Here is a 26600-nt window from a genome sequence, read left to right as displayed (position 1 = left end):
ATCCAGGCATTCCCGGGCATCCAGGCATTCCCGGGTGAGGATCCCACGTCTCATGTGCGGGCCGGGGTCTTGCCCGCCTTGGTCGCGTCCGCGCTCTTCCAGTCCGGGTGGCCCGGCATGGGCGGGGTCTTCTCGCCGTACAGCCAGCCGTGGAGGAAGCCGCTCAGGTCACGCCCGGCGACGGCGGACGCGAGGCGCACGAAGTCGGCGGTGCCGGCGGAGGAGTCCCGGTGCTCCTGGACCCACATGCGCTCCAGGCGCTCGAAGGCCGGCCGGCCGATCTCCTGGCGCAGGGCGTACAGCGCGAGCGCGGCGCCGTCGTAGATGTTCGGGCGGAAGATGCTGATCTTCTCACCGGGCGCGGGAGCCTTGGGCAGGGCGGGCGGGCCGCCGGCGGCGCGCCAGCGGTCGGAGGCGCCGTAGGCGGCCTTCATGCGCTCGTCCAGCGGCTTGTGCGCCGTCTCGTCCGCGTACAGGGCCTCGTACCAGGTGGCGTGCCCCTCGTTCAGCCAGACGTCGGACCAGGTGCGGGGGCTGACGCTGTCGCCGAACCACTGGTGGGACAGCTCGTGCACCATGATCGACTCGATGTACCACTTCGGGTAGGCCGGCTCGGTGAACAGCTCCTTCTCGAAGAGCGAGAGGGTCTGCGTCTCGAGTTCGAACCCGGTGGAGGCCTGTGCCATGAGCACGCCGTACCGCTCGAACGGGAAGCGGCCGACCTTGCTCTCCATCCAGGCGATCTGGCCGGGCGTCTTCGCGAGCCAGGGTTCGAGCGCCGTGCGGTCGGCGCTGGGCACGACGTCCCGGACGGGCAGCCCGTGCGGTCCCTCGCGGTGCACGACGGTGGAGCGGCCGATGGACACCTGGGCGAGCTCGGTGGCCATGGGATGCCGGGTGCGGTACGTCCACGTCGTCGCCCCGCCGGCCCGGACCGCACCGGTGGGCACGCCGTTGGCCACGGCCGTGTAGCCGTCCGGTGCGGTGACCCGGATGGTGAACATCGCCTTGTCGGAGGGATGGTCGTTGCACGGGAAGACCAGGTGGGCGGCGTCGGCCTGGTTCGCCATGGCGAGACCGTCGGCGGTGCGCACCCAGCCGCCGTCCTGGTCCTTGCCGGGGACGGGGTCGCTGGTGTGCTTGACGGTGATCCGCGTCCAGCTGCCCGCGCGCAGCGGCCGGTCGGGCGTGACGACCAGGTCCTCGCCGGAGCTGGTGAAGCCGGCCGGGCGCCCGTCGACGCGGACGGACTCGACGGTGCCGTGCGCGAAGTCGAGGTTGACGCGGTTCAGGTCGGCGGTGGCCCGGGCGTCGATCGTGGTGACGGCCTGGAGGGGCTTGTCGTTGGTGCCGGGATAGGTGAAGGAGAGGTCGTACGACGCCACGTCGTACCCCGGGTTGCCCAGGTAGGGGTAGAGCCGGTCGCCGACGCCGAGCGGCTCGGCCGGGGCGGCTGCGGAGAGGAGGCAGAGGGAGACGGCGGCGGCGAGCAGGGCCGCCGTGCGGCGGCGGGCGTGCGGGCGCGGGCGGGAGGTGAGCGGCATGCACCACCGCTACCAGCGCGCGCCTGTGCCACGGCGGCGACGCGCGCCCGGCCCACCCGAACGGGTCGGCCGGGGGAGCCTTCTTCCGGACAGCCCCCGTCTGTTCGAGTCTTTTCGGAACGTCCTTCGAACTGCCCTTCGGTGACTTCTCGGCGCGCGGGGGCCGCCCTCAGGGAGCCGGCGCCTGGTGCTGGGCGCGGCTGACGTCGTACACCCCGGGGACGTTCCGCATCGCGCGCATCAGGGCGGGGAGGTGGGCCGCGTCGGGGAGCTGGAGGGTGTAGGTGTGGCGCACCCGTTGCTGGGTGGGCGGTTCCACGGTGGCGGAGACGATCTCGGCGCCCTCCAGGGCGATCGCCTCGGTGAGGTCGGCGAGCAGATGCGGGCGGCCGAACGATTCAGCGACCAGCGTGACCCGGCACTCGGTCGCGTCCCCCCAGCGCACGCCGATCTCCGCACGCCCCCGGCTCTTCATGTGCGCCACCGCCGCGCACTCCTCACGGTGCACGGTCACCACTCCCCCGCGTACGGCGAAGCCGGTGATCGCGTCGGGCGGTACGGGCGTACAGCAGCCGGCGAGCCGTACGGTGGCCCCCGGCCGGTCGGCGAGGACGTCGGCGCCGCGGGGGCGGCCGACGGAGCCGGCGCCCGCTGCCTCGGCGGGGCGGGCGGCCGGTCCGGTGCGCGGCCCCGGCCGCTCGGCGTCGGCGGCCCGTACTGCGGGGTCACTGCTTCCGTGGCTGCCGCGTGTGTGGTGCGGTCCGGCATCGGTGGGCCCGGCCGCCGTGCCGCTTCTCGCGCTTCCGGCACCCAGGACATCGCCGAGGTGCCCCTCCGCCGCCTCCGCCCCGCTGTCGCTCTCGCCGCCCGGATGCGCCGCCAGCCAGCGCTGGATGGCGATGCGGGCAGCCGGGGTGTGGGCGTGCTCCAGCCACTCGCGGGAGGGCTCGGAGGCGGGGTCCTGGCCCATGAGGAGCTGGACCGAGTCCCCGTCCCGCAGGACGGTGCTGAGGGTCGCCAGGCGGCCGTTGACGCGGGCGCCGATGCAGGCGTGCGCGTCCTCGCCGTACTGCGCGTAGGCGGCGTCCACGCAGGTGGCGCCCTCGGGCAGGCCCAGGGTGCCGCCGTCGGGGCGGAAGACGGTGATCTCCCGGTCCTGGGCGAGGTCCTCGCGCAGCGTGGACCAGAAGGTGTCGGGGTCGGGGGCGGCCTGCTGCCAGTCGAGGAGGCGGGAGAGCCAGCCGGGGCGGGTGGGGTCGGCTCGCTCGCCGTCGGCGGGGTCGTCGGCCCCGGGGGCGTACGGGTTGCCGAGCGCGATGACCCCGGCCTCGGCGACCTTGTGCATCTGGTGGGTGCGGATGAGGACTTCGACGACCTGGCCGTCCGCGCGGGCGACGGCGGTGTGCAGCGACTGGTAGAGGTTGAACTTCGGTACGGCGATGAAGTCCTTGAACTCCGAGACGACCGGCGTCATACAGGTGTGCAGCTCGCCCAGCACGCCGTAGCAGTCGGCGTCCTCGCCCACGAGGACCAGCAGCCGGCCGAAGTCCGCGCCGCGCAGCTGTCCGCGCTTGCGGGAGACGCGGTGGACGGAGACGAAGTGGCGGGGGCGGATGAGGACTTCGGCGGTGATGCCGGCCTCGCGCAGCACCGCGCGCACCTCGTCGGCGACCTCGGTGAGGGTGTCGTCGGGGCGGCCCGCGTTCTCCGCGATCAGCTCTCTGGTGCGGTCGTACTCCTCGGGGTGCAGGATGGCGAAGACCAGGTCCTCCAGCTCGGTCTTCAGGGCCTGCACGCCCAGACGTTCGGCGAGCGGGATGAGGACGTCGCGGGTGACCTTGGCGATCCGCGCCTGTTTCTCGGGGCGCATCACGCCGAGCGTGCGCATGTTGTGCAGGCGGTCGGCGAGTTTGATCGACATCACGCGCACGTCGCTGCCCGTGGCCACGAGCATCTTGCGGAAGGTCTCGGGCTCGGCGGCCGCGCCGTAGTCGACCTTCTCCAGTTTCGTGACCCCGTCGACCAGATAACGCACTTCCTCGCCGAACTGTTCCCGCACCTGGTCCAGCGTCACGTCCGTGTCCTCGACGGTGTCGTGCAGCAGAGAGGCCGTCAGGGTGGTGGTCTCGGCGCCCAGTTCGGCGAGGATGAGGGTCACGGCCAGGGGATGCGTGATGTACGGCTCGCCGCTCTTGCGCATCTGGCCGCGGTGCGAGGACTCGGCCAGGACGTAGGCGCGGCGCAGGGGTTCGAGGTCGGCGTCGGGGTGGTGGGCGCGATGGGCCTCGACGACATGGCTGATGGCATCGGGCAGTCTGCCGCGGGCGGCGGGGCCGAGCAGCGCGGCCCGGCCGAGGCGGCGCAGGTCGATCCGGGCCCGGGACTTCTTGCGGGTCGCCGCGGGCACGGTGGCCGCTGTGGCTGCCGCGGGCGCAGTGGGCGCAGTGGGCGCTACCGGGCCAGGGGTCGCAGGGTTCGTGGCCTCCGCACTCATGGGCACCTCCGGCTCGTGGACCGGCGGACGGGGCCCCCAGGGCGTACGCGGCTCAGGGATGGCGACGTTCCCCCGTCCGTGCCGGTGCTTGATGCTACCGAGCCCATCACGCGCGACTGACCGCCTCTGGCCGAGCGTGAAACGGATCACCCCATCGAGGGATGTGTAAAAGGTTTAAGAGTTTGCGCCACCTGTCCTGCACTCGGCCGCGGTTTCGAACGGCCCCGGCCGCCGGGACACGCGGATCCGGTCGTCCGGGGCCTCGGTGGCCACGGTTTCGTTCAGCTGCCGGGTCGTCAGCGAGCGGCGCTTTCCAGCCACTCGGCGTCGATCTCGCCCTCGGCGACGATCACCGCGGGGCCGGTCATCTCGACCTCGCCGTCGGGCCGCTCGGTGATGACCAGGCGTCCGCCGGGCACGTCCACGGTGTACGTCACCGGGGTGCCGGTGACGCCCGGGTCGACGCCGTCGCGGCGGGCGGTGGCCACGGCGACGGCGCACGCGCCCGTGCCGCACGAGCGGGTCTCGCCGGAGCCGCGCTCGTGCACGCGCATCGCGACGTGCCGGGGGCCGCGGTCGACGACGAACTCCACGTTGACCCCGTCGGGGTAGGCGGCGGCCGGGCTGAACGGCGGCGGGGCGAGCAGATCACCGGCGTGCGCGAGGTCGTCGACGAAGGCGACGGCGTGCGGGTTGCCCATGTTCACGTTCCGCGCGGGCCAGCTTCGCTCGCCGACGCTCACCGTGACGTCCCCCTCGGGGAGGCGGGCGCGGCCCATACCGACGGTGACGTCACCGTCCTTCGCGATGTGGATGCTCTTGACTCCCGCACGCGTGGCGATCGCGATGTCGCCCTCGGCCACATGTCCCGCGCGCTGGAGGTAGCGGGCGAACACACGGGTGCCGTTGCCGCACATCTCGGCGATCGAGCCGTCACCGTTGCGGTAGTCCATGAACCACTCCGCCTCGGCCGCCATGTGCCGGGCCTCCGGATGCGCGGCGGACCGCACGACGTGCAGCACCCCGTCACCGCCGATGCCGGCGCGGCGGTCGCACAGGGCGGCGACGGCGGCCGGGGTCAGGTCGAGGGCGTTCTCGGGGTCCGGGACGATCACGAAGTCGTTCTCGGTGCCGTGCCCCTTGAGGAAGGCGATCCGCGTGCTCATGCCTCGATCGTACGGGGTCGGTACGACAGTCCCCGCGTCAGCGTCACCGGGCAGCCGCCCCCTCCCGCCGGCTCGCGACGAGCCCGCCTAGCGGAGCCGGGCCACGCGCCACACGGCGAGGACGGCCACCACGGCCAGCACCAGGACGTAGGCGATCACGACCCGCCAGTCCGGCCGGCGTCCGGAGCCGCGCGGCGGCAGGCCGGGCCAGGTGTAGCCGACGCGGCGGGCGGCCATCATGCCCCAGCCGGCGGCGCAGCAGCAGATCAGCAGGCCCAGCATGGCGATGACCGCGCCGCTGTCACCGAAGTCGAAGGCGAGCGGGAAGGCGAACATCAGGGAGCCGCCCGCGGCCAGCCCGACGATGGGCGCGAGCTGCCACAGGCGCAGCCGACGCTGCGGGCGCAGCTCGACCTCGACCTCCGGACCCCCGGCGTACATCTCCTCCGGCTCCGGCCCGTCGTCGGTCACCTCGCCCACGGTCTCGTCGGGGCCGTCGTCGGCGAGGGGGCCACCGTCCTCCACCAGGGCGTCCGGGCCGGCGGCGAAACGGCCGCCGTCCTCGGCCACGGGGTCGGGGCCGGCGTCCAGAAAGGGGTCGTCCAGAAGGGCGTCGTCCTCGGCCAGAAGATCGTCGCCTTCGGCCAGGCCGTCACGCCCGCCCGCAAGACCGTCGTCCTGCGGCAGGACGTCCCGACCGACCGGCAGACCGTCGCCGTCCTCCGGCAGGAGATCCCGGCCGCCGCCCCACGGACCGTCGCCGTCCTGCGGCAGGCGGTCCCGGTCGGCGTCGAGGCGGTCGGTGTCGTCCGGACGGCCGTCCCGGCCGCCGGTGAAACGGTCGCTGTCCGCAGGCAGGCGGTCCTTGCCGCCGCCGTTCGGACGGGCCTCGCACTGTTCCGGTTCGCCGCTGTCGGCGCCGACGTGCTCGGCGGTTTGTGCGGTGTCACGAGGGCCGGCCTCCATCGCCACGCGCCCTCCCAACTAGGACTCCACTTGGTCGATCGAAGCTCGATGATGGCACGGCGTCAGAGGCCGGGATGACCGGCGGCGCATCCCGATGCCATGACGTGATCAGGCTGTGACCGGTCGTTCGACCAACGCCAGAGCCAGCCTCGGAAGTTCCGCGCGGTCCGCCGCCGCCCCGCTCAGCCAGTGCACCCGGGGATCGCGGCGGAACCACGAGTCCTGGCGGCGCGCGAAGCGCTTGGTGGCGCGTACGGTCTCCGTCCGCGCCTCCGCTTCCGTGCACTCCCCGGCGAGCGCCGCGAGCACCTGCTGGTAGCCCAGCGCGCGGGACGCCGTGCGCCCCTCGCGCAGCCCCTCCGCCTCCAGGGCGCGCACCTCGTCCACGAGCCCCGCCTCCCACATCCGGTCGACGCGGCGCGCGATGCGCTCGTCGAGTTCGGGGCGGGCGACGTCGACGCCGATCTGGACGGTGTCGTAGACGGAGTCGTGGCCGGGCAGGTTGGCGGTGAACGGCTGCCCGGTGATCTCGATCACTTCCAGCGCGCGGACGATACGGCGGCCGTTGCTGGGCAGGATCGCCCGCGCGGCCTCGGGGTCGGCGGCGGCCAGGCGCGCGTGCAGCGCACCGGAGCCGCGCAGGGTGAGCTCCTCCTCCAGCCGGGCCCGCACCTCGGGGTCGGTGCCGGGGAACTCCAGGTTGTCCACGGCCCCGCGGACGTACAGTCCGGAGCCGCCGACCAGGATCGGCCAGCGGCCCTCGGCGAGCAGCGCGTCGATCCGCGCGCGGGCCAGTTTCTGGTACTCGGCGACGGACGCGGTGACCGTGACGTCCCAGATGTCCAGCAGATGGTGGGGGACGCCGGCGCGTTCCTCCGGCGTCAGCTTGGCGGTGCCGATGTCCATCCCCCGGTAGAGCTGCATGGAGTCGGCGTTGACGACCTCGCCGCCGAGTCGCTGCGCCAGGAAGACGCCGAGATCGGACTTTCCGGCCGCGGTGGGTCCGACGACGGCGATGACACGAGGAGTGGAGGGTGCGCTGCTCACCGCACCAGTCTCCCAAACCTCCCGGCCACGCCTCGAACGAGTTACGTGACGCCACGCATCCAACGTCGTTGCACCGAGGTGCCGCCCACCGGTCACCGGAGGCGGTGAACCGGGCGGCGCAAACGGACGCACCGTTTGACGCGGGATTTCGCTCGCACGAGTAACGTATGGAGTGGATATGGGCGTTTTTGCACGGCTTCTCGGCAGGTCGAAGGCGGCGCAGCAGGCGACGGCCGCCGAGGCGGAGCCCGGCACCGGGCCGGAAGAGGCCGAGGCGGAGGAAGCGGCTCAGGCAGCGGAGGCGAAGGGGTCGGCCGAGGACGGCCACGAGGGCGGCCACGAGGACGGGCACGAGGCCGTGGCAACGGAGTCCGGGACGGCCGAGGCCGCCGAGGCCGCGGAGATCCCCAAGCAGCAGTCCGCGGACGAGGCCGCCGACCGCGAGGCCGGTGACGGCGCCCGCACGTGACTGTTCCGTGAGGGAAGGTGGACCATGGGTCTTTTGGACAATATGAAGGCCAGGCTCGGCCCTGCCAAGGAAAAGGTGTCGGACCTCGCGCGCGAGCACGGGGGCAAGGTTCAGCACGGCATCGACAAGGCCGCGCGAGCCGTGGACGAGCGGACCAAGGGCAAGTACAGCGACAAGATCCACGCGGGTACGGGCAAGGCCAAGCAGGCCATGGACCGGCTCGCGCACAAGGGTGGACCGGGTACCGACGCCGCCATGCCCCCCACGCGGCCGGAGGGCCCGCCCCCCACTTCCTGAACAGCACACACATCGGCGGACGGCCGTGGAGCAGCAAGGCTCCCGGCCGTCCGCCGTTTGACGCACAGGGGCTACGACCAGGCGGCGACCAGGTAGCCCACGCCGTACGGCGCGTCGTCGTACAGCAGTGATCCGCTCAGACCCGCGCCCTCGGCGGCGCCGGCGAGGACCTGCCAGGGGGCGCGGCCGGAGACCCGCAGCTCGCGGGCCAGGCCGGGGTCCAGTGCCGCGACGGCGGCCAGGTCCGCCGTGCCCAGCGCGCGGGCGGCCTCGGCGTCGAAGGGTGCCGCCCGCTCGTCGAGGTAGCCCGGCGCCTTGACCGTGCGGCAGGCGCTGGCATCGCCCATCACCAGCAGGGCCACGCGCCCGGCCCGGGCGGCGAGGTCCCGGCCGGTCCCGGCGCACTGCTCGGGCGGCAGCGCGTCCGCGACCGCGAGCCCCTCCACGGGTGCGTCCGCCCAGCCGGTGCGCTCCAGCAGCCAGGCGCCGACGGCCAGCGACGTCGGCAGCGCGGGCCCGGGTACGGCGGCCGCGGCGTCTCCCGGGGGGCCGAGCCGTACGTCGACGCCGACGCCGAAGCCCCGGAAGGAGCCCGGGGTGCCCTGCGGGTACCGGCCGGCCCCGGCCTGTCCGGCGGCGCCGACGACCACCAGCAGATCGGGACGGGCGGCGGCGAGGACACCGAGCGCGTCGGTGCAGGCAGCGCGCCCGGGGTCCAGTTCCGGTGCGGCACCCGCCGCGACCTCCGGGACGAGCAGCGGCGGGCAGGGGCAGACGGCGGCGGCGACAAGCATGATCGGCAGGGTAACGCCGTGCGGGGACGGAGTGTTACCCCACGCCGGCCGGCGCCGGAGTCGCTCAGTCGCAGCCGCAGCCGCCGGCCGCGACCGGCAGCGGCGCGGGGACGCCGACCTTGGGCAGGCCGAGCAGCACGCCCGCCGGCTTGGCGGCCTCGGCGGCGTTGCGCTTCTCCCACGCGTCGCCCGCGCGCGTGCGGCGCACCTCGCGGACGGGGCCCTCGGCGAGGAGGTGGTGCGGGGCGGCGTACGTCACCTCGACGGTGACCACGTCGCCGGGGCGCACCTCCTGCTCCGGCTTGGTGAAGTGGACCAGGCGGTTGTCGGCGGCGCGGCCGGAGAGGCGGTGGGTGGCGCCGTCCTTGCGACCCTCGCCCTCGGCGACCATCAGCTCGAGGGTGCGGCCGACCTGCTTCTTGTTCTCCTCCCAGGAGATCTCCTCCTGGAGCGCGACGAGCCGCTCGTAGCGCGCCTGGACGACCTCCTTGGGGATCTGGTCGTCCATGGTCGCGGCAGGGGTGCCGGGCCGCTTGGAGTACTGGAAGGTGAACGCCTGCGCGAAGCGGGCCTCGCGCACCACGTGCAGCGTCTGCTCGAAGTCCTCCTCGGTCTCGCCGGGGAAGCCGACGATGATGTCGGTGGTGATCGCGGCGTGCGGGATGGCGGCGCGGACCTTCTCGATGATCCCGAGGTAGCGCTCCTGCCGGTAGGAGCGGCGCATCGCCTTCAGGACCGTGTCCGAGCCGGACTGCAGCGGCATGTGGAGCTGCGGCATGACGTTGGGCGTCTCGGCCATGGCGGCGATGACGTCGTCGGTGAAGTCGCGCGGGTGCGGGGAGGTGAAGCGGACGCGCTCCAGGCCCTCGATGGTGCCGCAGGCGCGCAGCAGCTTGCTGAACGCCTCGCGGTCGCCGATGTCGGAGCCGTAGGCGTTGACGTTCTGGCCGAGCAGCGTGATCTCGGAGACGCCCTCGGCGACCAGCGCCTCGACCTCGGCGAGGATGTCGCCGGGGCGGCGGTCCTTCTCCTTGCCGCGCAGGGCCGGGACGATGCAGAAGGTGCAGGTGTTGTTGCAGCCGACGGAGATCGACACCCAGGCCGCGTAGGCGCTCTCGCGCCGGGTCGGCAGCGTGGAGGGGAACGCCTCCAGGGACTCGGCGATCTCGACCTGCGCCTCCTCCTGCACGCGGGCGCGCTCCAGCAGGACGGGCAGCTTGCCGATGTTGTGGGTGCCGAAGACGACGTCCACCCAGGGCGCCTTCTTCACGATGGTGTCGCGGTCCTTCTGGGCCAGGCAGCCGCCGACCGCGATCTGCATCCCGGGCCTGCTCGCCTTCTTCGGCGCCAGCCGGCCGAGATTGCCGTAGAGCCGGTTGTCGGCGTTCTCGCGCACGGCGCAGGTGTTGAAGACGACGACGTCCGCGTCCCCGTCCGAGCCCTCGGGGGCCCTGACGTACCCGGCGTCCTCCAGCAGGCCGGCCAGTCGCTCCGAGTCGTGGACGTTCATCTGGCATCCGTACGTGCGGATCTCGTAGCTCTTGGGTGCGGGCACGTCCACTGCGGGGCTCCGGTCGCTGCTGCTGGTCATGGGTCAAGGGTAGGCGCTGTCGGGGGGAGCCCCGTCCCGCTCCTCGGAGGCGAGGATTCCGGGGCGGCGGTCCCCTACGCTCCCGGCATGAAGTCCGTCGTCACGGCCATCGACCAGGTCTCCCCGGACAACGACCGGACGTGCAGCATGCACACCTCGCCGAGCCCGCACTGCAGCGGTCCGGTGGTGGCCGTCGTGACGTTCGACGACGCCGGCGGCCGGGACAACCACTGGAACGTCTGTCACTGGTGGCTGACCCACCACCCCGCCGCGCGGGCGTTCCGGAGAGGCCGCACGCCCGCCGTGTTCTCACGCCCCGCGGCCGCGCCCGTACGGCTGTCGCGGCCGCCGGTCCTGGAGAGCTGGGACGCGAGCACGCACCCGAGCCGGCAACTGCTGCGCGCCCATCTCGACTCCGTCGCGGCGCTCGTCGGGCCGGCCCTCGCGGAGGACACCGCGCGGCGGGCCCTGGCGCTGGACGTCGGTCTCCCCGACCACATCGCGCTCACCCGTGGCGGACACGACCTCGACAACTACCTCTTCCCGCTGGCGCGCAGGTTCGGCGCGGACGGCTTCGATGCCGTGTTCGCCCGCAAGCGGCACGCCGCGGACTCCACGATCGCCGTCGGACCGACGACTCCGCAGGTCCCTGAGCCGCCCCTGATGTCCGTACGCACCAGCATGTCCGCCACCTCGGCCGCGTGGAAGGGAGCCGTCCACCGGGCCTGCCGTGCGGTGCGGCCGGAGCCCGCGCCCGACGGGCCGCTGAGCGTCGCCCTCTGCTTCGGCGTCTCCTCCGCGCGCAACTGGTCCACGCTCTGGAAGCCGGCGATCGACGCCCTGGGACCGCTGCTCGGCATGCCCGACCCGAGCCGCCCGTACCGGCCGAACGACGACCGCATCGTCGACCTCGCCCTGCATCGCCACGTGGACGACACGCTGGTCCACGATGTCGTGGTCACCGTGTGGTGGGCACCCGCCGAGCCGCTGGGCGAGGGTCGGGCCCGCTCGTAGACGGACCGGTCGGGGTCGGTCCTGACGATCAGTCCGCTCCCGGCCGGCAGGCGCAGGGTCCTGCGCGCCTCCTTCTCCGCGGCCCGCCGGTCCGCCGGTTCGTGTCCGGCGCACGCCTCAGGCGAGCGGTGCTCCCAAGGTCGCCGGTGCGGGGCCGTCGGGGCGGACGGTGATGCCGTGGACCGCCTTGGTGGGGGTGGAGCGGAAGACGGGGATGTACGGCGGCAGCAGGTGTTCGAGCAGGGTGGTGGACTCGCGGAGCGCGAACTGCATGCCGAGGCAGGCGCGGGGGCCGATGCCGAAGGGGTAGTAGGCGCCCGGCCGGCCGGGCCGGCCGTCCGGGGTGAGGAAGCGCCGGGGGGTGAAGTGGTCCGGGTCCGGCCACAGGGCGGGGTCACGGTGGGTGAGGTAGGGGCAGACCAGGAGGTCGGTGCCCGCCTCGATGCGGTAGCCGGCGAGGGTGTCGTCCTCGGCGGCGTGGCGGGGCAGGAGCCAGGCGGACGGGTAGAGCCGGAGTGTCTCGTGGACCAGTGCCTGGAGGGCCTGGCGCCGCCCCGGTGAGCCGTCGGGGCCGGCGGCGAGAGCTTCCTCACGGGCGGCGGGGTGCCGGTCGAGAAGCAGATACAGCCAGGTCAGGGTGGTGGCCGTGGTCTCGTGCCCGGCCACGAGCAGCGTGACCAGCTCGTCGCGGATCAGCCGGTCGGTGTACTCGGGGTGCTCGGTGGCGGCGTCGAGCAGGACGTGCAGCAGGCCCGGGCCGTCGGGGCCGGCCTGCCCGCGGCGGACGGCCTCGACGGCGCGCCGGGCGACCGCGTCGATCCGGGCCAGATCGGCGGCTACGGCCTTGCGCGCCTCGGTGTCGTCGGCGGGCAGCGTCGGCAGCGCGGCGCCCACGGCGGTGACGGCGGCCAGTTCGCGTTCCGTCGCCTCGTCGAGCGGGTGCCCGGTGAGCGAGCGCCAGATGGCGTCCAGTGCGAAGCGGCGCATCTCCTGCCCGACGTCGAAGGTCTGCCCGGTACGGGCGTACCCGGCCCATCGTCCGGCGGTGGTCCGGGCGGCCGCGGTGATCCGCCCTTCGTGACGACGCATCCCGGTACCGGTGAACTGGGCCTGCAGCAGGCGGCGTTGTCGCTTCCAGGCGTCGCCCGTGGCGGCGAGGACACCGTCGCCGATCAGCAGCCGGGCCCGGTGGGAGCGTTTGACGTAACGCTCCGGGTGCCGGGCGAGGACGTGCTGGACGGCCTCCGGGTCGGTGACGAGAACGGTGGGCTCCGGCCCGAGGCGGAAGGCGGCGACGCCACCCGACCGCACGCGCACCAGGGAGAGCAGGTCGACCAGTTCGCCCCCGTCCGCACGCCACCGCTCGACGAGTGCGGGCTCGGCCTCGGGGACCGGCAGCCCCCGTCCGGGAATGTCCGGCAGGGAGCCGGTACCGGTTTTGCGGTCCATGTTTGTGCCTCCTGGCCAGCACGGCGCCGCCCCCGCGCCGGAGCATGGTCGGCGCGGGGGCGGCGGCGGTCAGCGCACCTTGCGGGGATGTCGCTCCGCCCATGCTCCGGTCTCTTCCCGCAGATAGGCCGGGACGCACCAGCGGGGCCGGTTGAACCATGCCACCGAGAGCTGGAGAACGATGCCCGCCAGGAAGACGACGAACAGCAGGGCGGCCACGACGAGTGCCGCGGAGGGACCCTCGTTCGGGCGCTGGCCGACGCCGGCGGCGATGAACATCAGCATCGCCGCCAGCAAGGCCACCAGCCCGACCGAGAAGGGGGCCCAGCCGCGGACCAGTCCGCGGCTGACGTCGTCCCTGAACCGGAACACCCGTTGGTTCACGACTCGCCGGTAGTAGTCCGGGTCCTTCCACAACCGCTGGGCACGCCAGGCGGAGAAGCAGGCGCTGCCGCCCCAGAAGATCAGAAGAAAGATCCCCACAACTATCACTCCGAACTAGAACCAGCTGGCGATGTCGGTGATGGCATGGTTGACGTAGCTGCTGGAGAACACAGCGACGGCACCACCGACCACCCCTCCCACAGCCCCTCCGACGAGAGTGCCTCCGCCTGGCTCGATCGCCGTACCGATCGAAGCGCCCCAGGCGGCACCCGTCTCTGCGGCGCCCCAGCCTATCGCCGTGTCGGCGACGCCCTCCGAGGCCCCGACCGCGACGGACTTGCGGACGGACATGCCGTCGTCGCGCGCGGTGTCGTAGCCGCCCACCGCCGCCGTGACGGCGCCGGCGCCCAGCAGTGCCTTTCCTGCCACGTTCCAGGCCCCGCTTCTGCCGAGGGCGGCGAGCTGCCGGGTGCCGGGGTTGTTGCGCAGGACGTTGAGGGTCTTGGCACCGTTCGAGCGGATCTCGGGCGTCGCGCCGGTGCGCATGTTCTTGCCCGCCTCGCTGGAGAGGTCGCCTATCGTGCCGATGCCTCCTTGGACGGCACCGACTCCGGTGACGGCCGCTCCGCTGCCCGCGCAGGCGATCTCCGCCGTTCCACGACCGTTTCCGCACCAGAGGTTGCCCATGTTCTGGGAAGCGACCGGATTGAAGATGAGCGGTGACAGGTAGTTGATCTTCTGCGACTGGACCGTGCGGTGCACGGGGGTGGCAGGAGCGCTGCCGCAGGGGTTCAGCAGGACGTAGTAGCAGCCGGTGTGGCCGCTGCCCGAGCTGCCGGAACCACCGCCGCCGCCACCACCGCCGCCACCGCCGCCACCGCCCTGCTGGTACAGCGGCCCGCCCGTGGGATCGGCCGTGCCGTCCGGCTTCTCGGCGCTGCAGTAGATGTCGGGGTCGCTGCACTTGTCACCCGCGTGCCCGCACTTGAGGCCGCCGCACGGGTCGGTTCCGGCGGGGTCGGAGAAGGTGACGGGATTGTCGTTGGCGTAGGTGTAGCCGCCGAGCGACTGGGGCTCGGCCGTGTTGAGCAGGGGGTCGGCGCTGATGAAGCGACCCAGCTCCGGGGCGTACTTGCGGGCGCCGACGTCGGTGTATCCGGTGGAGGTGTCCTTCGGCTTGCCCAGATAGCTGTGTGTGGGGTCGGGCCATGCGGCGCTGTTGGCGCTGGCCCGCTGTTGGCCGAAGGGCGTGTACTGCTGACGCGCGACCTGCTGGGTGGTGGCGTCCATCGCCAGTGTCGCGGTGCCGTGCGGGTCGTTGAACAGGTACTTCAGGCCTCCGCCGGTGAGGCTGGAGCGTACCGCCACGGGTGATCCGCTGCCGCCGTGGGCGTAGGTGCGGACAGCGCCGAGGAGGACGTTCGGAGTCACCGAGGTGTTGACCACGATCTCGGTGTCGCCGGCGAAGAGGGTGGTCTGGCCGGGGTCGCGGCGGATGAGCTGGCTGCCGTCGGCGTCGTAGAGGTACTTGGTGGTCGACGGGTGGGCGCCGGTCGTGTCGACCTGGGCCAGGTTGCCCTCGTCGTCCCAGATCAGGCTCTGTCCCGGGGCGGTGGTGGGGGTGCGGGTGAGCAGGTTGCCGTCGACGTCGTAGACGAGTTTGGTGGGGTCGGCTCCTCCGGTGGTGGCGGTCAGGGTGTGCGGCTGGGCACCCGTGGCATTGCAGTTGGCGGTGCAGCCGTTGGTGTAGCCGGTCGTGGTCGTGGCGCCGGTGGATCCGATGCCGTGGTCCACGCTCTGCAGGCGGTCACCGACCGCGTCGTAGGTGAAGGACTGCCAGTACGCGCCCGGCGTGGTGGCCAGCGATGCGCTGGTGGGCGGGTTGGCCGCGCAGTTGTCGGTGGCCGTCCAGGCGTCCGTCAGCCGGTCCAGCGTGTCGTAGTTGTAGCACTGCTGGTCGGTGGCGGTGTTGCCGGTCTCGGACTGCTGGTCGGTGGTGGAGGTGGGGTTGCCCGAGGCGTCGTAGGTGTACTTGGTGTCGTCGACCGTGGGGCCGGGGGCCTGGGTCCGCTCGATGAGGCGGTCGGTGAGCCGGCGGGTCTGGTCGTCGTAGCTGTAGGTGATCCAGGCCGGGTTGGTCGAGGCGCCCAGGGTGACCCGGGACGGCTCGTTGTAGTTCGTGTAGACGGTCGCGCCGACGTAGGTGAAGATGCTGCTGCCCGTGGTGGTCGGGGCGCCGAGCGCGTCGTGGCCGTAGGTGATGACCTCACTGTTCAGGCCCTGGGTGCGCGGATCGGTCTGGGTCGCCAGCGTCTGGGTGTTCAGCGTGTAGGTGTAGGTGGTGGTGTACGTCGACGGCAGGGGCGTCTCCGACGAGGGCAGGGTGATCCTGGTGCCGGTGGGCCTGCCGAGGCTGGTGTAGCCGGTGGTGGCCACCGTGTAGCCGCCGGACACCCCCTGGACGTAGCGGGTGGAGCTGGTCGGCTTGCCGATCTTCAGGGTGTCGTACGTCCAGGAAGCGAACTGGAAGCCCGCCTTGGACTTGTCGGTGCCCGCGAGCTTGCGGCCGAGCAGGTCGTACGTGTAGTCGAGCTCGATCTTGCGGGCGTCCTCGGTCGAGATCATGTTGCCGGCGTCGTCGTAGCCGTAGTCGGTCTCACCGGCGTCCGGGTCGGTCGTGGAGGTCTTGCGCCCGAGCAGGTCGTAGCCGAACTTCCACACCGCCTTGTCGGGCCCCGTCACCTGACGCTGCTGACCCGCGGGGTAGTAGGCGTACGTGGTGGCCGACGTGGTGCCGCCGGTGGCGGTGAAGCCGTCGGACGCGTTGCCCGACAGCGTGGGCGCGGCGGTGTACTGGTCGAGTTCCGTGGTCTGGCCGCGGGCGTCGACCACGGTGCGGGTCGCCACGCCGCCCTTCGGAGGAACGACAGTGGTCCTGTCCCCCGTGTACGCGGTGGTCGTGGTCCAGGCCCTGGCGCCGTCGTGCTCCTCGGTGACCAGGCCGGCCCGGCCGAGTCCGTCGTAGTCGGTGACGGTGGTGTCGGGGATCGAGACCTGCGAGACCGAGATCAGGCTGCTGCCGGGGTTGCCGCCGACGCTGTAGGCGTTGTTGCTGACGACCTTCCAGCCGTGCGAGTCGTACTGCGTGTCGGACACCGTGGTGGTGCTGTTCTCCCCTGTGTCCTGCGTCTGCAAGGTGCGCAGCATGCCGTCGTACAGCGTCTCGTTCGTCCGGTAGCTCCCGTTGTCGAGGAGGGAGTTCTCGGTGACGACGGAGGGGCTGGTCTGGGACAGGCGATAGCTGTAGGTCGTGTTCGCCGGCGCGCTGTTGGCCTTGCTCTCGTTGGGCAGCCAGACCGCCGTCAGCCGGCCGAGCGCGTCGTACGTGAGGGACGTGAGCAGTCCCGCCGCGTCCGTCTTGGCGGTCGGCAGAGCGCGGGCCGGGTCCTCGGTGCTGCTCGTGAGCTCGCAGTCCTTCGACGACGTGGTGACGGCGGAGCAGTCGGTACCGGGCGTGACCTGGGTGACTGTCGTCAGGGACGTCGGCAGCGCGCCACTGGCGGGTGTGTACGCGGTGAAGACCGACTGGCTCAGGCTCTTGCCGTCGGGTGAGGTGGACTTGGGGGTGCGGGTGACCTTCGTCGGGCGGCCGTAGGAGTCATAGGTCGTGGCACTCTCGTCGACGAACGTCGTCGCGTTCGCACCGCTGGCGTCCGAGGCCCGCTGGACCAGGGTGGCGTCGCCGTGGTCGGGCAGTGCCGGGTTCTGCTGGCCGTCGCCGTCGTAGGCGAAGGGGTTCTTGTCGTACGAGGTACGGGTGTCGGAGATCAGCGTCCCGCTGGGCGTGGCACCCGCGGCGGAGCAGTCCTGGGCCGTGGTGATGACCTCGGCGGGCACCACCAGGGTGTCCACCCCACCGGTGAGGTAGCGGGTGTAGGTGCACTTGGCGACGTTGTCGCTGTCGGCGGTCTCGCCACGGTCGTCGACCTGCACCGGCATACCGGTGGTCGGCTTGCCCAGGGTGGTGGTGTAGAAGGTGTCGGTCTCGGTCTTGCGCCAGCCGTAGGACACCGCCTGCCGGGTCAGCGACTTCGCCGTGCGGACCATCTGGGCCGTCAGGTCCGGCAGGCCGCTGCGCGTGCGGGTGGCCGTCGGACCGATGATCTTGGGCACGGTGACCACGGCCTTGTCCAGGCTGCCGCCGGAAGCCGTGTAAGTGTCGGCCTCGAAGACCTGTCCGGCCAGCGCGTTGTCGTCGGCGACCGTGGTCGCGCCGTCCTGGCTGGTCAGGTCGGGCACCGAGCGGGTCTTGCCGCCGGGCAGCGTGTCGCCGTTCATGCCCAGGAAGTAGTACTTCTTCGACAGGGTCTTCCGGTCGTAGACCTTGGCGCCGTTGGTGTAGTGGAAGACGCTCGGGTCTCCGGTGGTGATGTCCACCTCGGGGTAGCCGCGGAACTGGCCCCAGGTGCGGTTCTTGGCCTTGACGACCTCGTTGTCGTCGTAGTGCCAGCCCGGGTTGCCCTTGTAGGCGTAGTCCGTCTCCAGCTTGGGCTGGGTGCCGTCCTGGTAGGAGTTGTGCGGGTCCTCGGTGACCACCGAGGTGACCTTGTACTTGTAGAACCAGTCCATCCACGGCGCCGGCTGCCCTGTCGGGGTCCAGTACACGGGGAAGCAGGACAGGGTGTTGGTGGAGGCGAAGGTCTTCGCGGCCGCGTCCGTGGGATCGTTGGGGTCGCTGGCCGGGGCGCTGGAGCAGTCCGGGCGGTCGTAGGTGACCGAGGTCTGGGCGCCGGTCTCACTGGTGACCGTCTGGATGCGGTCGTGGTACATCAGGGGCATCTGCGGGATGGTGCCGACGCGGTTGGGCAGCTGCAGCGGCGGGTCGAAGCTGACGGCCGGTGTCGAGGTGCTGCCGGAGGCGCCGCCGAGCGTGTCGAGGCCGGTGCGCTGTACCGAGTCCAGCCACAGCGTGGGGGCGTGGTCGCCGCCGTCGGGGAAGGACTGGGTGAAGGTGTACTTGTCGACCTGCTTGGTCGCCCCGCCGGTCTGGATCTGCGTGGTGATGGCGGTCAGCCGCTTGCGGGACCAGAAGCTCGGGCCGTGGTTGGTGCAACTGGAGCCGGAGGTGCAGTTCAGGTCGACCGGCACGTCGGGCCAGTAGGCGGCGTTGGCGGCGGTGAACTGGCTGTCGGCGCAGGTGTTGCCCGACGGGGTGCCCGCGATGCAGCGCTCGGCGGTCTCGAAGAGGATCTGCTCCGGCGCGGTGCCCGAGTAGATCGTCGAGGACGTCATTCCGTAGTCGATGCGCGCGAGCGTGCCGCCGCGGGTGTAGGAGACCGCGGTGTCCTTCATGTCCGCGCCGTAGTAGCCGGTCTCCGGCTTGTAGTACCACGCGGTGGCGTTGCCGTGCAGGTCCACGGCGTAGTCGAGGTTGAAACGGTAGCCCAGCGTGCAGGAGGTGGAGGCGAAGTCCGTGCTGTCCGGGCAGGCCGACACCCCGTCGTGCGCGTGGTAGACGGGCATCGTCCAGACGGACTTCGTCTCTTCCTGGCCCGACGACCAGCCCGGCAGCCGGTTGAGGCCGAAGAAGTACTGCGTCCCGCCCTCGGTGACCTTGAAGTACTCCTTGTTGTCGGTCCCGTTCGTCGTGTCCTTCAGGTTCTCGATCTTGATCGTGGAGTCGTCGTCGGCGGCGTGGAACGTCTTGGTGGCGTCGTCGTAGACGATCTCGGTGGATTTGCCGTTCAGCGACAGGGTCAGGATCTGCCCCGCCCAGCACTCGTCCCCGTCGTCCTTCGGCGCACCGGAGGAGGAGTCGTCCTTGCACGGCTTGTAGGTGCGCTCGACGTAGTTGTCCGTCGAGGACCAGCCGTCGCCGAGCCAGGAGGACTGGTTGTTCGTGCCCTCGGTGCGGGCGTCCTGGCTGGAGGAGTCGTAGGACAGGTCCACCTTCGGCGCCGCTCCGCCGACGGCCGCGGGCACGTTGATGGGGTACGTGTACGTGAACGACCCGGTGTTGCCCGAGGTCGACCACGTCCCCGCGGGCGACAGGCTCGTCGCCGAGTAGTCACCCGACGAACCCGACGTGTCCGAGGTCGCGGCCATGACCACCATGGCGCCGGACGACGCGGTCGCCTCACTCGTGCGGAAGGTGCTGCCGGGCGCCGCGCCCGGCACACCGACCTGTCCCGACAGCGGCGCCCCGGGGGCGGTGCGCACCGGCGCCTGGACCTGGCACTTGCGCAGCTTCGGCGTGGTCAGGGCGCACGCGGGCAGCTGCACCAGGTGCAGACGCGAGGCGAAGTCACCGCCGAAGGCGTAGCGGAAGGAGGAGTCGTCCACCCGCACGGCGACCTTGCCGCCGCCCGGGCCGGTGCGCCGCAGGGTGAAGAGCACACCGTGGACACCGGCGGCACGCGCCGCCTTCTGGCCCAGCACGTTCACCCGCACACGCTGCGCACCGGTCACGGCACCGCCCTGGGGCCGGGTGGTGGCGGCGGCGCCGAGCAGGACGGGGGTGTTCCCGGCCCGCACCTGCGTCGCCTTGGCGCTCAGCCTCGTCGAGGCGGGCGCGACCGGCAGGGTCACCACGGCACTGCCCGCCGCCGGGAGCTTGGCGTGTACGGCGGGATCGAAGTGCTTGAACCCCTTGTGCGAGGGGACGTGCCGGGGAGTGGCGTGCGTGAAGGGGATCCGCTTGTCGTGCGGCACGGCGGGAGCCGACACATGCCGCGTCGTCCTCGTCCCGGAGTCCGCCGCGGCCACACCGGCGGGCAGCAGGCCCGACACCAGCAGGGTGCCGGCCGTGACGAACGCCGTACGCCGAAGTCTTCGGGTGCGTGAGGCCGACCGCCCCCGTCTCCACCCCGTTGTTCGCACCATGGTGTGCGATCCCCTCCCTGAGGCAAGAGCACACAGGTCACCCGGCGGGCGTCTGAGTGCACGTCAAACGGAGGGCACACACAGCTGTCACACCCCCGTGGTGGATCACGCTAGGACCTCACATGATCTGCACAGGCAAAGAATTTCCTGTGAAAGCCCCAAGGGATCATCCAAATTGAAACTCAAGCCGTCTCGCATCCGTCAAAAGCGGACCATCCAGGGAGAGTTGCCGATCAGTTCGTGATGGACCCCGATCACCGGTGCCCGCAGAATGCACTGCGGCGCGGGCCCACGGGGGGACCGCCTTAGATCTGCGAAGGATCCCAACCTCGATGCCTTCCCATGGCACACCCATGCGTGCGTCCAGACGTCCCGCGTCCAGACCCATCGCCGTCGCCGTCGTCGCAGCACTGGCCACGGGCTCGCTGACCGCGACGGTGTCGGCCCACGCGGCGCCTGCCGCCCCGTCACCCCACGCGAAGCCGCACAGCACGCATCCACATCCCGCCACCAGGCGTCTCAACCCGACACAGGCGGCGTCCGCGCGGGCGAAGGCCACCGGCAAGCCGGTGACGATCGACCAACTCACCGACACCGGAACGGTGGTGGTCGCCAACCCGAACGGGACCTTCACCCGCACCGACTCCTCGATGCCGCAGCGCACCCTGCAGCACGGCCGGTGGGTGCCGATCGACACGACGCTGGTGCGGCGGGCCGACGGCACCTGGGCGCCCAGGGCCGCCGTCACCGACGTGACGTTCTCCGGCGGCGGTCCAGGCACGCTGGTCATGATGCGCGACGGCAGTGACAGGCTGGGCTTCTCCTGGCCGGGCAAGCTGCCCCGGCCGGTGATCTCCGGGGACACCGCCACCTACCCGAACGTGCTGCCCCAGGTCGATTTGCAGCTGACCGCGGACGCCTCCGGTTACTCCTCGATCCTGGTGGTCAAGTCCCGCAAGGCGGCGGCCGATCCGCGGCTGCGCACCCTCGCGCTGAACACCACCTCGGCCCATGTCGAGGTGACACCCACACGTGACGGCGGTGCGCAGGCCACCGACCGGCGCACCGGCCGGACGGTGTTCCACAGTGACACCGCGCTGATGTGGGACAGCGCCGGCAAGAAGGCCTCCGGTGTGTCCCCGGCCGGCACGGCGACCGTCGCCTCCGCCCGCGCCGAGCACAAGGCGGCGGTCAAGGCCGGCAGACACCGCGCCCAGGTGAAGGTGAGCCTGAAGTCCGGCAAGCAACTGCTGGGCCTGGACCGCAAGTTGCTGTCCGCGAAGAGCACCACCTACCCGGTCTACGTGGACCCGGAGTGGAGCGGCAGGCCGTCCCAGCTGGACTGGGCGCGGATCTCCGACAACGGGTGGAACGTCTACAACTCGACCTCCACGTCGGGTGAGACCAATGCCCGCGAGGGGTGGGACAACTCCTACCCCGGCAACGGTGAGCGGGCGCGCACCTACTACCAGATGAACACCAGCGGCATCAAAGGCGCTGTGGTCACGCACGCCTCGCTGTATGTGAAGCAGCTTTCGGCCGCTTCCTGCGCGGACACCCCGGCTGCCGTCTACGGCACCGACCGGCCCGCCGGATGGTCGTCGTCCTCGCTGTACTGGGGGCACGAGCCCGGCGGCCGTACCGGCTCCCTCGGCACCAACCCCAAGAGCCACGAGGCGGGCACCTGCCCGGTCACCAGCGGTTCCAACTCCTGGGTGAGCCCGCCGTCGCTGGAGTTCGACGTGACCTCCCGCGCGCAGAGCGCGGCGGCAGGCGGCTGGAAGAGCATGACGCTGATGGTCCAGTCGCCGGACATGAACGACGCCACCCAGTGGAAGCAGCTCGCGTTCGGCGGCGGCGCCACGATGTCGGTCACCTACAGCTACCGCCCGAAGCTGAAGAACGGCACCGGCACCCCGGCGATCAAGCCGTCCATCGTCAGCTCGGGCAAGACGATGACCACCACGCACACCCCGACCCTGTCGGCGCGGGCGGTCGACCCGGACCTGGCCGGCGGCAGTGAGCTGGTGCGCATCGACTACAACGTCTTCAACTCCTCCGGCACCCTGATCCACCAGGGATTCGGCCCCAATCTGGATTCCAAGAAGCGCGCCCGGTACAACACCAACGGCAGTGACTGGACCACGCCGAGCCTGCCCGACGGCACCTACACCTGGAAGGCCACCGCGCAGAACGCGGCCGGTTACTGGGTCGGGTCCGGCTCGGGCATCTGGACCAAGACGCAGACGTTCACCGTCGACACCAGCGCGCCGCCGGCGCCCACGGTGACCTCCAGTCAGTTCCCGTCGAAGCAGATCGGCTCCGCCTTCGGCGACAAGGGCACCTTCACGCTGAGCAACAACCGCACCAACAACGTCACCGGCTATCTGTTCTCGCTGGACGGCACGCTCGGCAACACGGTGTACAGCAGCAGCGTCACCCACTGGACCACCACCACGAAGATCACGCCGGGCAAGGTGTACTACGTCACCTCCGACAACGGTTCCGGCACCGGCACCGCGGTGATCAACGGCAGCGCCTCCCCCGCCTTCGCCCCCGGCACCGCGGGGCCGCACACCCTGTACGCCAAGGCCGTGGACCAGGCCGGCTCGACGTCGATCACCCAGACGTCCTACGCCTTCTACGCCGGCACCAGCACGCCGACCTACGCCTACGGCGACAAGATGGTCGCCGGGTGGACGGCGACCAATGCCGACGGCACGACCACGGCCGTGCCCAAGGCGACCCTCACCTCCAAGGGCGGTCAGCTGATCAGCCAGGCCGCCGGCAGCGGCTACGAGTTCGCCGACGGCTACCAGGCCTTCCTCGCCAACAAGAGCACGACGAAGGTCGTCTCCGGTGACAGCGCGACGTTCGGCTTCGACGTGCCCAAGGACGGTCCCTGGAGCTTCGGCGTCAACCTGACCAAGGCCAAGGACTACGGCATCTACCGCCTCGTCCTGGACGCGGGCAAGCCCACCGAGGCCACCCTGATCAACGGGTTCGACGCCTACAACTCCTATGTGACCACCCGGTTCGTGAATCTGGGCATTCCGAAGGACTCCAGTGGTCAGCTGCTCAGCCTCAAGCAGGGTGCGCACACCCTGACCCTCACCCTGACCGGGAAGAACCCCAGCTCGACCGGTTACCAGGCGGGCATCGACGTGCTGCGCCTCGCGCCCGCGCTGACCTGCGCGGTCAACAGCACCTCGAGCTGCCTGAACAACACCGCGACCAGCACCTTCACCACCACGACCAGCACGGCCGACGCCGACGGCTCGGGCAACAGCATCAACTCCGCCGACCTGACCGGCACGGCGGGCTGGCAGAGCGGCAAGTCGGTGACCGTGGACGGCGCCGCCGTCACCCTGCCCAAGTTCGGCACCGGCACCTACGACAACATGCTGGCCTCCGGGCAGACCCTCACCGTGCCGGGCAGCGGCGTGGTGAACACCGGTGGAGCGGTGGTCTTCCTGGCCTTCGCCACCGGCGGAGCGGCCAAGGGCGCCACCGGCACCATCACCTACGGCAAGAACAACTGCCTCGACCCCGACGGCAACCCCGCCGACCAGACGTACACGCTGGACACCGTGCCGGACTGGATGAGCGGTCCGGCCTCCGCGGCCACGCTGACCCTGGTCCACCAGAACCACAGCAACAACACGCAGACCAGCCCCAGCCCCGGCCCGAAGATCTACGCGATCAGCGTGCCGCTGGCCTGCCCGGGCTCGGTCGTCAGCAGCATCTCCCTGCCGCTGTTCACCAACGGTGTGCAGGCCGGCCAGCCCACCCTGCACGTCCTCGGCGTCGGTGTGCGGCCCCTCACGGGCAGCAGCGCCCAGCACTGGGTCGGCACCTGGTCCTCCGTCCAGGACACCGCCAAGGTCCAGCAGTCCGGCGGCACCACCGCCACCGTGAGCGGGCAGACGCTGCGCATCCCGGCGCACGTCAGCATCGGCACCGACGAGGGCAACGGGGTCCGCATCCACCTGTCCAACGCGATGGGCAGCAGCCCGGTGACCTTCGACGCGGCCTCCGTCGCGCTGCAGGACGCCACCGCGGGCGGCGCCACGGCGGCCGCGGCACCGGTGCCGCTCGCCTTCAACAACGGCTCCGCATCCGTCACCGTCCCGGCCGGCGGGGACGTCACCAGCGACCCGGTGACGCTGGCCGTGGGGCAGCAGGCGACCGTGCTGGTCAGCCTGCAGGTGCACGGCTCGGTGTCCGCCATGCCCGGCCACGGCCTGGCCCAGACCCCGGTGTGGGTCAGCGACGCGGCCAACCGCACCGGTGACACCGCGGCCACCAAGTACACGCAGACGACCTACACCGGTCTGCCGTACCTGGCCGGCATCGACGTCACCACTCCCACCTCCGCGCCCACCGGCTCGCTGGTCCTCTACGGCGACCAGAGCGTCAACGCGGACACCGCGAGCGGCGACGGCCGGCACCACCTCAGCGACGCCATCACCAGCGCCGTCGTCGACGACCCCAACGGGGACGACACCATCGACTACGGCATCCTCAACGCCGGCACCAACAGCGCGTCCCTGAACAACAACCTGCTGCCGCAGGTCACCAACAGCGACACCCCGACCAACGCGCTCAACCCGCTGGACCGCAACGTACTGGCCCAGGGCAACGTGCGCACCGTGCTCGTCTCCACCGGCGCCGCCGACCTGCTCAACTGCACCAGCGACGCCAACACCTGCGCCACGAAGGTCGAGAACGGACTGGCCGCGCTGAACAGCGAGCTCAGCTCGTACTACACCGACGACGGGCAGACGTACATCAACGGGCAGCCGGTCACGCAGAACTCCAACATCACCGTCTACCTCACCACCATCGCCCCGTTCACCGCCGCCCACCCGGGCACGGCGACGCAGGAGTCCGCGCGCGAGCAGGTCAACAGCTATCTGCTGGACAACTTCCCGACGCAGGTCATCGACTTCGCGGCGGCGGTCTCCACGGACGGCACGGCCACCTCGTCGACCGTCAAGGCGGCCGACCTCTCCGGCGGCAACCCGTCCAACGCGTACTACGACGATCTCGCCGCCCGGTACCTGAACGACACGAACACCCAGGTCGTCGCCATCGCGCCGAACCTGATCGTTCCGGAGGCCACCGGCAGCGACACTCCCGACAACGAGTGGGACCTGTCCGCCGACGGAAGTGACCAGCGCGGGGACAACCCGTTCACCGCGGTCGGCGGGGCCACCTTCAACGCGGCCGGGCCCGACGCGGTCAACGCCCCCGCCGGCGCCACGTCCTTCGACGGCAGCACCGGGTTCCTGGAGAGCGACCACACGGCGGTCAACACCCTCGCCGACTACACCGTCTCGGCATGGGTGAAGCTCGACTCGGCGGACAATCCCGCCACCGCCATCTGCGAGGGAACCAGCCAGCACCAGGCGTTCTACATCGGCTACGACAGAGGCAACCAGGGCTGGATGTTCCAGACCACGACGACCAACGACGACAGCGCGGACTTCCCGACCGCGGAAGGAGACACCGGCACCGGGGCCCTGGGCACCTGGACCCACCTGCTGGTCACCTACACCGCTCCGGTGGACGGTGACTCGGGCACCGGCGTGATGTCGATCTACCAGAACGGCACGCTGATGGGGACGGCCACCAACCCCACCCCGCAGTACGACTCGTCCATGCCGCTGACCATCGGCGGCTGCATCAACAGCCCCGACGCGACGTCGCCGTACAACGCCTTCCCCGGCTCCGTCTCCGACGTGCAGGTCTACCCGTACGCGATGACGGCGAGCGACGCCGGCGCGAACAGCGTGATCGTCCCGTCCGGCTGGGACAAGGGCATGCCCGAGGACGAGTGGAAGCTCGGCTCCGACGGCAGCGACAGCGCCTCCCTCAACGCGCTCACCCCGTCCGGCAGTGTCAGCTTCGGCACCGACGCGCCGAGCGGGCTGTCCGGCAGCGCGGCCTTCGACGGCAGCACCGGCTTCCTCAAGAGCAAGCAGAGCGCGGTGAACACGCTCGGCGACTACACGGTCTCGGCCTGGGTGAAGATCAACTCGGCGCTCGGCACCACCGCGGTCTGCCAGGGCACCACGGAGCACCAGTCCTTCTATCTCTCCTACGACAAACCCAGTGGCGCCTGGATGTTCCAGACCACGACCACCAACGACGACAACGCCGACTTCCCCACCGCGGAGGGAGACAACAACACCGGTCCGGTCGGCACCTGGACCCACCTGGTGGCCACCTACCGGGCACCGGTCGCCGGGGACTCCAGCACCGGCACCATGACCCTGTACCAGAACGGCACCCTGATGGGGACGGCCAAGAACCTCAGCCCGCAGTACGACTCGTCCCTGCCCCTGACCGTCGGCGGCTGCGTCAACAGCGCCTCCGCCACGACTCCCTACATGGCGTTCCCCGGCTCCGTCGCGGACGTCCACGTCTATCCGCGCACACTGTCGGCGACCGAGGTCAGTGCCCTGCACTGAGCCACGGCCGGCACCGGCACAGCGGGC

14 protein-coding genes are annotated in these 26600 nt (G+C 71.4%); 4 read left to right on the top strand and 10 right to left on the bottom strand.

Annotation, left to right across the window (positions count from 1 at the left end):
* Positions 1-50: 50 nt before the first annotated feature.
* From ACZ404_RS11105 to miaA, 5 genes are all read right to left on the bottom strand, one after another.
* Positions 51-1544 (bottom strand): M1 family metallopeptidase, encoded by a 1494-nt coding sequence (locus ACZ404_RS11105; RefSeq protein WP_468438295.1) that lies wholly within the window; start codon positions 1542-1544, stop codon positions 51-53.
* A 169-nt stretch (positions 1545-1713) separates the two neighbouring features.
* Positions 1714-4038: a RelA/SpoT family protein gene (locus ACZ404_RS11100; protein WP_468438293.1), complete on the bottom strand. Its 2325-nt coding sequence runs from the start codon at positions 4036-4038 to the stop codon at positions 1714-1716.
* Positions 4039-4334: 296 nt separating this feature from the next.
* Positions 4335-5204 carry a diaminopimelate epimerase gene (gene dapF, locus ACZ404_RS11095; RefSeq protein WP_468438291.1) on the bottom strand — a complete coding sequence of 290 codons (870 nt, stop codon included), beginning with the start codon at positions 5202-5204 and terminating at the stop codon, positions 4335-4337.
* 87 nt (positions 5205-5291) lie between these two features.
* On the bottom strand, positions 5292-5795 hold the full coding sequence (locus ACZ404_RS11090) for a hypothetical protein (RefSeq protein WP_468438985.1): 504 nt from the start codon (positions 5793-5795) through the stop codon (positions 5292-5294).
* 483 nt (positions 5796-6278) lie between these two features.
* Positions 6279-7217: a tRNA (adenosine(37)-N6)-dimethylallyltransferase MiaA gene (gene miaA / locus ACZ404_RS11085; protein ID WP_468438289.1), complete on the bottom strand. Its 939-nt coding sequence runs from the start codon at positions 7215-7217 to the stop codon at positions 6279-6281.
* A 178-nt stretch (positions 7218-7395) separates the two neighbouring features.
* Here miaA and ACZ404_RS11080 point away from each other — a divergent pair, with 178 nt between their 5' ends.
* Together ACZ404_RS11080 and ACZ404_RS11075 are read left to right on the top strand one after the other, a co-directional pair.
* Positions 7396-7686, top strand: a complete 291-nt coding sequence (locus ACZ404_RS11080; protein WP_468438287.1) for a hypothetical protein — start codon at positions 7396-7398, stop codon at positions 7684-7686.
* Positions 7687-7710: 24 nt separating this feature from the next.
* The gene (locus ACZ404_RS11075; protein ID WP_468438285.1) at positions 7711-7983 is read left to right on the top strand and encodes an antitoxin; all 273 of its coding nucleotides are present in this window, start codon (positions 7711-7713) and stop codon (positions 7981-7983) included.
* A gap of 71 nt (positions 7984-8054) precedes the next feature.
* Here ACZ404_RS11075 and ACZ404_RS11070 read toward each other — a convergent pair whose 3' ends face one another.
* Both ACZ404_RS11070 and miaB read right to left on the bottom strand, forming a co-directional pair.
* Positions 8055-8777, bottom strand: a complete 723-nt coding sequence (locus ACZ404_RS11070) for a class III extradiol dioxygenase subunit B-like domain-containing protein (RefSeq protein WP_468438283.1) — start codon at positions 8775-8777, stop codon at positions 8055-8057.
* A 64-nt stretch (positions 8778-8841) separates the two neighbouring features.
* On the bottom strand, positions 8842-10368 hold the full coding sequence (gene miaB / locus ACZ404_RS11065; protein ID WP_468438282.1) for a tRNA (N6-isopentenyl adenosine(37)-C2)-methylthiotransferase MiaB: 1527 nt from the start codon (positions 10366-10368) through the stop codon (positions 8842-8844).
* Positions 10369-10455: 87 nt separating this feature from the next.
* Between miaB and ACZ404_RS11060 the strand changes: the two genes are divergently transcribed.
* Positions 10456-11382 (top strand): hypothetical protein, encoded by a 927-nt coding sequence (locus ACZ404_RS11060; RefSeq protein ID WP_468438280.1) that lies wholly within the window; start codon positions 10456-10458, stop codon positions 11380-11382.
* Positions 11383-11499: 117 nt separating this feature from the next.
* Here ACZ404_RS11060 and ACZ404_RS11055 read toward each other — a convergent pair whose 3' ends face one another.
* From ACZ404_RS11055 to ACZ404_RS11045, 3 genes are all read right to left on the bottom strand, one after another.
* Positions 11500-12831, bottom strand: a complete 1332-nt coding sequence (locus ACZ404_RS11055; RefSeq protein WP_468438278.1) for a cytochrome P450 — start codon at positions 12829-12831, stop codon at positions 11500-11502.
* 69 nt (positions 12832-12900) lie between these two features.
* The gene (locus ACZ404_RS11050) at positions 12901-13314 is read right to left on the bottom strand and encodes a hypothetical protein (protein ID WP_468438276.1); all 414 of its coding nucleotides are present in this window, start codon (positions 13312-13314) and stop codon (positions 12901-12903) included.
* A gap of 15 nt (positions 13315-13329) precedes the next feature.
* Positions 13330-20097, bottom strand: a complete 6768-nt coding sequence (locus ACZ404_RS11045) for an RHS repeat domain-containing protein (RefSeq protein WP_468438274.1) — start codon at positions 20095-20097, stop codon at positions 13330-13332.
* Positions 20098-20450: 353 nt separating this feature from the next.
* Here ACZ404_RS11045 and ACZ404_RS11040 point away from each other — a divergent pair, with 353 nt between their 5' ends.
* A complete protein-coding gene (locus ACZ404_RS11040; protein ID WP_468438272.1) occupies positions 20451-26573 on the top strand; it encodes a LamG-like jellyroll fold domain-containing protein in 6123 nt (2040 codons plus the stop codon).
* Positions 26574-26600 lie beyond the last annotated feature (27 nt).

The sequence above is a fragment of the Streptomyces sp. NPDC030798 genome (assembly GCF_055572275.1).
This window is presented reverse-complemented; position numbering and strand designations above follow the sequence as displayed.